This window comes from Kocuria rhizosphaericola, from assembly GCF_044462205.1.
In the GTDB taxonomy this organism is placed as follows: Bacteria; Actinomycetota; Actinomycetes; order Actinomycetales; family Micrococcaceae; genus Kocuria; species Kocuria rhizosphaericola.
This window is the reverse complement of the sequence record NZ_JBISWK010000146.1, coordinates 21,115-30,193: the sequence shown is the minus strand read 5'-3', so window position 1 is coordinate 30,193 and position 9,079 is coordinate 21,115. Positions and strand designations below refer to the sequence as shown.

The window sequence follows — 9,079 nt, the reverse complement described above, 5'->3', positions numbered from 1 at the left end:
CGTTCGACGGTGCGTCGGCTCAGACGGCCACTTCGGCGAAGCGCATGGTCAGCGCGTAGGCCGCGATCGACAGCGCCCACACCACGGCCGTGGCCGTGGTCAGGCGGACCAGGTTCTTCTGCGCCACGCCGGAGGTGTTGAGGGACTGGGTCATGCCGCCGCCGAACATGTCGGAGAGGCCTCCGCCCTTGCCCTTGTTGAGGAGCACGAGCAGGACGGCCAGGAGGCTCGTGACCACGATGATCGCCAGGAGCACGTTCTGCAGAATATCCACTGGGGCCTTCCCTCGGGGTGTCCGTCGAGCAGCCGCGCCCCGACGGCGCGGACGGTCAGGGGGTCGTGATCAGTCAGTCACGAGGTGCTGCTCGAACCTGGCAATGCTAGCAAACTCCTCGGCGTCGAGGCTGGCGCCGCCCACGAGGACGCCGTCCACGTCCTTGCCCTTGAGGATCGACCCCGCGTTGGCGGCCTTCGCGGAACCGCCGTAGAGGACGCGGGTCTTCGCCGCGGTCTCGACGTCGTAGAGCCCGGCCAGCTCGGCGCGGATGGCGGCTGCCATCTCCTGGGCGTCGTCGGGGCCGGCGACCTCGCCGGTGCCGATCGCCCAGACGGGCTCGTAGGCCACCACGAGCTCGGCCACCCGGTCCGCCTCGAGGCCGGCGATGGAGCCGCGCAGCTGCTCGAGGGTGAAGGCGACGTGCTCACCGGCCTGCCGGACCTCGAGGCCCTCGCCGACGCACAGCACCGGGACCAGGCCGTGCCGGTGGGCGGCGGCGATCTTGGCGTTGCACAGCTCGTCGGACTCGCCGTGGATGGTGCGGCGCTCGGAGTGGCCCACGAGCACGTAGGTGCAGCCGAGCTTGGCCAGGAACTGCCCGGAGATGTCGCCGGTGTAGGCGCCGGAGTCCTGGTCGGAGAGGTCCTGAGCGCCGTAGACGACGCGCAGGTCGTCGCCGTCCACGAGGCTCTGGACCGAGCGGAGGTCGGTGAACGGCGGGAAGACTGCCACCTCGGCGCGGGAGTAGTCGTGCTTGGCGTCGTCCAGGGTCCACGCGAGCTTCTGCAGCAGGGTGATGGCCTGGGCGTGGTCCATGTTCATCTTCCAGTTGCCGGCGATCAGCGGCGTGCGGTCGAACTGTCCGTTGGTCTGGGAGGTCATCGGGGACTCCTGTCCGCGGCGGGGGCGCCGCTCGTCGTGCGTATCGGCAGTGGTGCGCTGGGCGGGAGGGCGCCCCGGGCCGTGCGGCCCCGGGGCGCCCTGAAGCGGTGGTGGAGCGTGCAGGTCAGGCGCCCAGGGCCACGACCCCGGGGAGCTCCTTGCCCTCGATGAACTCGAGGGAGGCGCCGCCGCCGGTGGAGATGTGCCCGAACTGGTCGTCGGAGAACCCGAGGTTGCGCACGGCCGAGGCGGAGTCGCCGCCGCCGATGACGCTCATCGCGTCGGAGGCGACGACGGCCTCGGCCACGGCCCGGGTGCCGCCGGCGAAGGCCTCCATCTCGAACACGCCCGCGGGCCCGTTCCAGAACACGGTCTTCGCGCCGCGGATCCGCTCGGCGAACAGCTTCGCGGACTCGGGGCCGATGTCCAGGCCGAGGCCGGAGGAGCCGATCTCGCCGTCCTCGATGGCGTCGACCGGGCGGACCTCGTGGGCGGCGTCCGCGGCGAACTCCGCGGCGTAGACGACGTCCACGGGCAGGACGATCTCGGTGCCGGCCGCGGCGGCCTTCTCGAGGTAGTCCTTGACGGTCCCGATCTGGTCCTGCTCCAGCAGCGACCCGCCCACGGAGTGCCCCTGGGCGGCGAGGAACGTGAAGACCATGCCGCCTCCGATGAGCAGCGAGTCGGCCTTGCCGATGAGGTTCTCGATCACGGCGAGCTTGTCGGAGACCTTGGACCCGCCCATGACCACCACGAAGGGCCGCTCGGGGGCGGAGACCACCTTGGTGAGCACGTCGAGCTCGCGCTTGACGAGGTCGCCCAGGTAGGCCGGGAGCCGGTGGGCGATGTCGAACACGGAGGCGTGCTTGCGGTGCACCGCGCCGAAGGCGTCGTCCACGTAGGCCCCGTTCCCGCCTGTCAGGGCGGCGAGCTCGTCCGCGAAGGCGCCGCGCTCGGCGTCGTCCTTCGAGGTCTCGCGGGGGTCGAAGCGCACGTTCTCGATCACGAGCACCTCGCCGTCGGAGAGGGCCTCGGCCTTGGCCCTGGCGTCCTCCCCGACGACGTCGGAGGCGACCACCACGGGGAAGTCGGCCAGCTCGGCCAGCTTCCGCGCGGCGGGGGCGATCGAGTACTTCGGGTCGACCTGCCCCTTGGGACGGCCGAGGTGCGCCATCACGATGACGCGGGCCCCGGCGCCGGCCAGCTTCTCCAGGACCGGCAGGGACGCGCGGACCCGTCCGTCGTCGGTCACGGTGGAGCCGTCCAGGGGGACGTTCAGGTCGGAGCGGACCAGGACGCGGCGCCCGGCGACGCCGTCGGCGATCAGTTCGTCAAGTGCATGAGCCATGTCACTCACCCTACCCCGACGCCGGTGCGGGACCGGAGCCTCAGAGCTGCCCGCCGACGTGGGAGACGACGTTGACGAGGCGGGAGGTGTAGCCCCACTCGTTGTCGTACCAGGCGATGACCTTGACCTGGTTGCCGATGACCTTCGTCAGCGGGGCGTCGAAGATCGTGGAGATGCTGTCGCCCTGGATGTCGGAGGAGACGATGGGGTCCTCGTTGTACTTGACGATGCCCTGCATGGGGCCCTCGGCGGCCTCCTTCATGGCGGCGTTGACCGACTCGACGGTGACCTCCTTCTGCGCGTCGAAGGTGAGGTCCACGACGGAGCCGGTGGGCACGGGGACGCGCACGGCGAAGCCGTCCAGCTTGCCCTTGAGCTCGGGCAGGACGAGGCCCACGGCGGCGGCGGCACCGGTGGTGGTCGGCACCATGTTGAGGGCCGCGGCACGGGCCCGGCGCAGGTCGCTGTGCGGGCCGTCCTGCAGGTTCTGGTCCGCGGTGTAGGCGTGGATGGTGGTCATCAGACCGCGCTCGATGCCGAACGCGTCATTGAGGACCTTCGCCATGGGGGCGAGGCAGTTGGTGGTGCAGGAGGCCGCGGAGACGATGTTCATCGACGCGGCGTCGTAGGTGTCGAGGTTGACGCCGGGCACGAACGTGCCGTCGATCTCCTTGCCGGGGGCGGACAGGACGACCTTCTTGGCGCCGCCGTCCAGGTGGGCCTTGGCCTTGGAGCCGTTGGTGAAGCGGCCGGTCGACTCGACGACGACGTCCACGCCGAGCTCGCCCCAGGGCAGCTTGGCGGGGTCGGGCTCGGCGAGGAACTTGACCTCGTGGCCGTCGACCTTCATGGTGTCGCCGTCGAGGGTCACCTCGCCGGGGAACCGGCCCATGATGGAGTCGTACTTGAACAGGTGGACCAGGGCCTCCGGGTCCGTGAGGTCGTTGACGGCCACGACCTCGATGTTCTCGCCCTGCTCGCGCGCCGCGCGGAGGAAGTTGCGTCCGATGCGTCCGAAGCCGTTGATGCCCACTCGAATGGTCACGGGTTTCTCCTGTGTTGGTCGGGATCTGGATCGTTGAACCAGGCTCCATTCTACGTGGTTATCCCTGGGATGTCTTGGGGTCATGAAAGATTTGCCTCGAATTCATCGCAAAACCCACACAAAACAACATCGGAGGACACGGACCACCGGAAACCCACGGACCGGCCCGTGGGGTCTCCGGCGCGGCTTGCGCAGCCGCCGTGCCGGCCGCCCGGAGCCGCGCTCAGGAGGGCAGCGCGTCCGCGGCGACCCCGGCGTCGGTGCCGGGGAGGTTCAGCTCCTCGGCCCGGCGGTCCGCCATGGCCAGCAGCCGGCGGATCCGGCCCGCCACCGCGTCCTTGGTGAGCGGGGGGTCCGCGAGCCGGCCGAGCTCGTCGAGGCTGGCCTGCTTGTTGGACAGCCGCAGCTCCCCCGCCTGTCGCAGGTGCTCCGGGACCTCGTCGCCGAGGATCTCCAGGGCGCGCTCGACCCGGGCCCCCGCGGCCACGGCGGCCTGGGCGGAGCGTCGGAGGTTGGCGTCGTCGAAGTTGGCGAGGCGGTTGGCCGTGGCGCGCACCTCCTTGCGCATCCGCCGGTCCTCCCACTGCAGGAGCGTCTGGTGGGCACCCATCCGGGTGAGCAGCGCGGCGATCGCGTCCCCGTCCCGCACGACCACGCGGTCCACTCCGCGCACCTCGCGGGCCTTCGCGAGGACGCCGAGCCGGCGGGCCGCGCCCACGAGGGCGAGCGCGGCCTCGGGGCCGGGGCAGGTGAACTCCATCGCCGCGGAGCGGCCGGGCTCCGTGAGGGATCCGTGGGCGAGGAAGGCGCCGCGCAGCACCGCCTCGGCGTCGGCCACGGCACCGTTGACCACGGCGGGCGGCAGCCCGCGCACGGGGCGCCCGCGGGAGTCGAGCAGGCCCGTCTGGCGGGCGAGGGCCTCGCCGTCCTCGACGACGCGCACCACGTAGGAGCTGCCGCGCCGCAGTCCCCCGCCGGAGACGACCACGATCTCGCTGTCGTGGCCGAAGACCTCGTGGACGGCGCGGCGCACCCGCCGCGCCGTGGCGCCGAGGTCCACCTCCGCCTCGACGACGATGCGTCCCGAGACGATGTGGAGCCCGCCCGCGAAGCGCAGCAGGGCGGAGAGCTCCGCGCGCCGTTCCGAGGACCTCTTGATCTCGAGGCGGGACAGTTCTTCCTTGACCGATGACGTCAGGGCCACGCGGTTCCTTTCCTGGGGATGTCTGGGGGTGGGAGGGATGTGGGGAGGGCTCAGCGGTGGCGCTCGAAGATCTCCTGGTAGGCGGCCGCGAGCCGGAGCGTGTTGTGCACGGCGGTGCCGGGGTGGGCCCGGACGTCGGCGTAGAAGACTTCGGCGCCCAGGCCGCGGGCGACCTCCTCGAGGTCGGCGCCGTCCTCGGTGGCCGAGGGGTCGGCGAGGACGACGTCCAGGGTCAGCTCGGGGCAGTAGGCGTGCAGGACCCGCAGGTGGTCGGCGGCCGTCTTGCCGCGCGTCTCGGTGTCCGGCGAGAGGTTCAGGGTGACGCAGCGGCGCGCCCGGGACCCGCAGATCGCCTCGCGCAGCTCGGGCAGCAGCAGGTGCGGGAGCACGGAGGTGTGCCAGGAGCCCGGCCCCATGATCACCCAGTCGGCGAGCCCGACCGCCTCGACCGCCTGGGGGCACGCCGGGGCGTCGGGGGGCACGAGCCGGACGTTGCACACGTCGGCCTGCTTGGCCAGGACCGCCTGCCCGGTGATGGTCCGCACCGCGCCGGGCGCCCGCGGGTCCTCCGGGGCGCGGCAGGCGCCCGCGAGCGGGGCGTCCGGGACGTCGCCGGCGATGATCAGCGGCTCCGTGGACATCGGCAGCACCCTGCCGCGGGCGCCCAGGAGGGCTCCCGCCCACTCCAGCCCGGCCACCGGGTCCCCCAGCAGCTCCCACAGGGTGACGATGAGCAGGTTCCCCAGCGCGTGGTTGTCGAGGGTCGTGGAGCGGCCCTCCGAGGAGCTGAACCGGTGCTGCATGACGTCGCGCCACGTCCGGCCCCACTCGGAGTCGTCGCACAGCGCGGCGAGCGCCATCCGCAGGTCCCCGGGGGGCAGGACGCCGAGTTCGTCGCGCAGCCGGCCGGAGGAGCCGCCGTCGTCGGCCACCGTCACGACCGCCGTCAGCAGGGGGGTGATCCGGCGCAGGGCGGCGAGGTTGGCCGAGAGCCCGTGCCCGCCGCCGAGGGCGGTCACGGACGGGCTGCCGCCGCCGGGGCGCCGGGCGGAGGGGTCCGGGGAGTGGTGCGGGTCGACGTCGGCGCCGCTGCTGAGGGGCAGCCGGGGGAAGGCGCCGGTGGGAGGAAGGGTCATCGGGGGTCCAATGCGGGTGAGGGCGAGCCGGTCACTCCCGGCCCATGTCCCGGTGCTGGATGTTGACGGTCACGAGCGGCAGCTTGGCGAGCCTGCGAGCCACCTCCTCGCTCACGGCCACGGAGCGGTGCTTCCCGCCCGTGCAGCCGATCGCGACGGTGGCGTAGTGCTTGTTCTCCGTACGGTACCCCGCGAAGACGGGTTCGAGCATGGCGACGAACCGGTCCACGAACTGCCGGGGGCCCTCGTCCTGGAAGACGTAGTCCCGGACCTCGTCGTCCTTGCCGGTGCGGGGACGCAGCGACGGGACCCAGTGCGGGTTGGGGATGAACCGGACGTCGGCCACGTAGTTCGCGTCGGCGGGGACCCCGTACTTGAAGCCGAAGCTGAGCACGGTCAGGCGCAGGACCACGGGCCCGTTCGTGGAGAACAGGTCGGCCACGGCCCGGGACAGCGCGTGCACGTTGAAGCCGGAGGTGTCCAGGACCACGTCGGCCGACTCCCGCAGGTCCGTCAGCAGGGCGCGCTCGGCGCGGATGCCGTCGAGGATCCGCCCGCCGGCCTGCAGCGGGTGGGGCCGGCGCTGGTGCTCGTAGCGCGAGACCAGGACGTCGTCGGCGGCGTCGAGGAAGAGCACCGAGAAGTCGACGTCGGACGCCTCGAGGGCGGCCAGCGTCTCCTTCATGTCGTTGAACAGCGCCTTGCCGCGCACGTCGATGACGACCGCCAGCTTGGGCAGGGCCTGCGGGGTCCGGGAGACGAGGTCGGCGAGGGTGTGCAGCATCTGCGGGGGCAGGTTGTCGACCACGTACCAGCCGAGGTCCTCGAGGGCGTTGGCGGCCGTGCTGCGCCCGGCCCCGGACATGCCCGTGACGACGAGCAGCTCCGAGCTCGTCGGCTTCGCGTGGTCGGTCCCGCCGGCAGTCCCGACGTCCGCTCCGGCGGTGTGCTCGCTCATGTCCGCTCCGTCTCCCGTCGTCCTGCCCTGCGCCTGGTGTTCCGCGCCTGCTGTGCCGCTTCCGCCGCACCCGGTGCGCCGATCGCGACCGGGTCCTCGCGGCGGTCCCGCCCCAGCCTAACGAAGTCCGCGGCGTGCGGCCGCGCGCCGGGCCGCGGCCCCGCGCTCAGGAAAGGACCTCGCCGGTGGTCATGTTGACGGCCGGGGCGGCATCGACGTCGGAGGTCTGCAGCGCGGCGGCCACCTTCTCGGCCAGCGTCCGCCCGAACCCGGGGACCTGCTCGATCTCCTCCACGCGGGCCGCCCGGAGCTTCTTGACGGAGCCGAAGTGCTTCAGCAGCGCCTTCTGCTTGGCGGGGCCCACCCCGGGCAGCTCGTCGAGCACGGAGACCGTCATGGCGGAGGAGCGCTTCTTGCGGTGGAAGGTGATGGCGAAACGGTGGGCCTCGTCGCGGATCCGCTGGAGCAGGTACAGGCCCTGGCTCGCGCGTGGCAGGATCACGGGGAACTCGTCGTCCGGCACCCAGACCTCCTCGAGCCGTTTGGCCAGGCCGACCACGTGGACGTCGTCGATCCCGAGGTCGCGCAGCGCCCGGGCGGCCGCGGCGACCTGCGGGGGTCCGCCGTCGACCACCACGAGACTGGGCGGATAGGCGAACCGCGCCCGCTCGGGGGCCTCCGCCCCGGCCTCCACCTGCCCGGTGCGCGGCCCGGCGGCCGCCCGCTCGGCCTGCTCCTCGAGGTGCCGGCGGAAGCGCCGGGAGATGACGTCGTACATGGACGCGGTGTCGTCCCGCGCGGCCTCGCCCGTGACCGAGAACTTCCGGTAGTCCGCCTTCCGGGGCAGTCCGTCCTCGAAGACCACCATGGAGGCGACGACGTTGGTCCCCTGCACGTGCGAGATGTCGTAGCACTCGATGCGCATCAGCGGCACGGGGATGTCCAGGGCCTCCTGCAGCTCCTGCAGGGACGCGGAACGGGTGGTGATGTCGCCCGCCCGCCGGGACTTGTGCAGCTTCAGGGCCTGCCGGGCGTTCTCCTGCACCGTCTCCATCAGGTGCGCCTTCTCCCCGCGCTGCGGGACGGCGATCGAGACCCGGGATCCGCGCAGGCCCGAGAGCCACTCCTCGAGCCGGTCGGTGCTGTCGGCGGGCTCGGAGAGCAGCACGGTGCGCGGGATCGCGTCCTCCCGGTAGGCGAGCTCCGCGGAGGGCCGGTGCTTGGACCCGCCCGGGGACGGGGGCGCGGCGGCCTGGGCGCTCTCGGCGGCGTCCGTGGCGGTGTCGCCGTAGACCTGCTCGAGCAGCTGCTCGAGCAGCCGTCCGCCGTCGGCCTCCTCGACCTTCTCCGTGACCCAGCCGCGCTGGCCGCGGATCCGCCCGCCCCGGACGTGGAAGACCTGCACGGCGGCCTCGAGCTCGTCCTCGGCGAGCGCGAAGAAGTCGGCGTCGGTGCTGTCGGAGAGCACCACGGCGTTGCGCTCGAAGGCCTTCTCCAGGGCGGCGATGTCGTCCCGGCGCGCGGCGGCGGTCTCGAAGTCCATGGCCGTGGCGGCCTCCTGCATCTGCCGCTGCAGCTCCTTGATGAACGGGGTCGCGTGCCCGGCCATGAACCGGCACAGGTCCTCCGCGAGGGCGTAGTGGTCCTCCTCGGAGATCCGCCCGACACAGGGGGCGGAGCACTTGTCGATGTAGCCCAGCAGGCACGGGCGCCCGGACTGCTCGGCGCGCCGGTAGACGCCCTTGGAGCACGTGCGGACGGGGAAGACGCGCAGCAGGGCGTCGAGGGTCTCGCGGATCGCCCAGGCCTGGGAGTAGGGCCCGAAGTACCGGTTGCCCTTCTTCTTCTCCCCCCGCACCACCTGGGCCCGGGGCACGGACTCGGACATCGTCACCGCGAGGTAGGGGTAGGACTTGTCGTCCCGGTAGGCGATGTTGAACCGGGGCTTGAACTCCTTGATCCACGTGTACTCGAGCTGGAGGGACTCCAGCTCGCTGCCCACCACGGTCCACTCGACGCCGGCCGCGGTGGTGACCATGGCACGGGTCTTGGGGCTCAGGGCGTGCGGGGGCGCGAAGTAGGAGCTCAGCCGGTTGCGCAGGTTCTTGGCCTTGCCCACGTAGACCACTCGCCCGTACTCGTCCCGGAAGCGGTAGACCCCCGGGGCCGTCGGGATGTCCTGGCGGGCGGGGCGGTAGCTCTCCGGATCGGCCACGGTCCGGTCCCCCC

Annotated in this window: 8 protein-coding genes; all 8 read right to left on the bottom strand. The window is 72.3% G+C overall.

All coding sequences use genetic code 11. The annotated features are described in order from the left end of the window. Positions 1-19: 19 nt before the first annotated feature. The gene (gene secG / locus ACH9D2_RS15035) at positions 20-274 is read right to left on the bottom strand and encodes a preprotein translocase subunit SecG (RefSeq protein ID WP_396363620.1); all 255 of its coding nucleotides are present in this window, start codon (positions 272-274) and stop codon (positions 20-22) included. 69 nt (positions 275-343) lie between these two features. After that, positions 344-1,159, bottom strand: a complete 816-nt coding sequence (tpiA, locus tag ACH9D2_RS15030; RefSeq protein WP_396363619.1) for a triose-phosphate isomerase — start codon at positions 1,157-1,159, stop codon at positions 344-346. A 124-nt stretch (positions 1,160-1,283) separates the two neighbouring features. Continuing rightward, positions 1,284-2,507, bottom strand: a complete 1,224-nt coding sequence (locus ACH9D2_RS15025) for a phosphoglycerate kinase (protein WP_396363618.1) — start codon at positions 2,505-2,507, stop codon at positions 1,284-1,286. A 40-nt stretch (positions 2,508-2,547) separates the two neighbouring features. Further along, positions 2,548-3,552, bottom strand: coding sequence for a type I glyceraldehyde-3-phosphate dehydrogenase (gene gap, locus ACH9D2_RS15020; protein WP_396363617.1), 1,005 nt, complete (start codon positions 3,550-3,552; stop codon positions 2,548-2,550). A 223-nt stretch (positions 3,553-3,775) separates the two neighbouring features. Beyond that, on the bottom strand, positions 3,776-4,756 hold the full coding sequence (whiA, locus tag ACH9D2_RS15015; RefSeq protein ID WP_396363616.1) for a DNA-binding protein WhiA: 981 nt from the start codon (positions 4,754-4,756) through the stop codon (positions 3,776-3,778). A gap of 50 nt (positions 4,757-4,806) precedes the next feature. Next, positions 4,807-5,892, bottom strand: coding sequence for a uridine diphosphate-N-acetylglucosamine-binding protein YvcK (locus ACH9D2_RS15010; protein WP_396363615.1), 1,086 nt, complete (start codon positions 5,890-5,892; stop codon positions 4,807-4,809). 31 nt (positions 5,893-5,923) lie between these two features. Then, positions 5,924-6,850: an RNase adapter RapZ gene (gene rapZ / locus ACH9D2_RS15005; RefSeq protein ID WP_396363614.1), complete on the bottom strand. Its 927-nt coding sequence runs from the start codon at positions 6,848-6,850 to the stop codon at positions 5,924-5,926. 166 nt (positions 6,851-7,016) lie between these two features. After that, the gene (gene uvrC / locus ACH9D2_RS15000) at positions 7,017-9,065 is read right to left on the bottom strand and encodes an excinuclease ABC subunit UvrC (RefSeq protein ID WP_396363613.1); all 2,049 of its coding nucleotides are present in this window, start codon (positions 9,063-9,065) and stop codon (positions 7,017-7,019) included. Positions 9,066-9,079 lie beyond the last annotated feature (14 nt).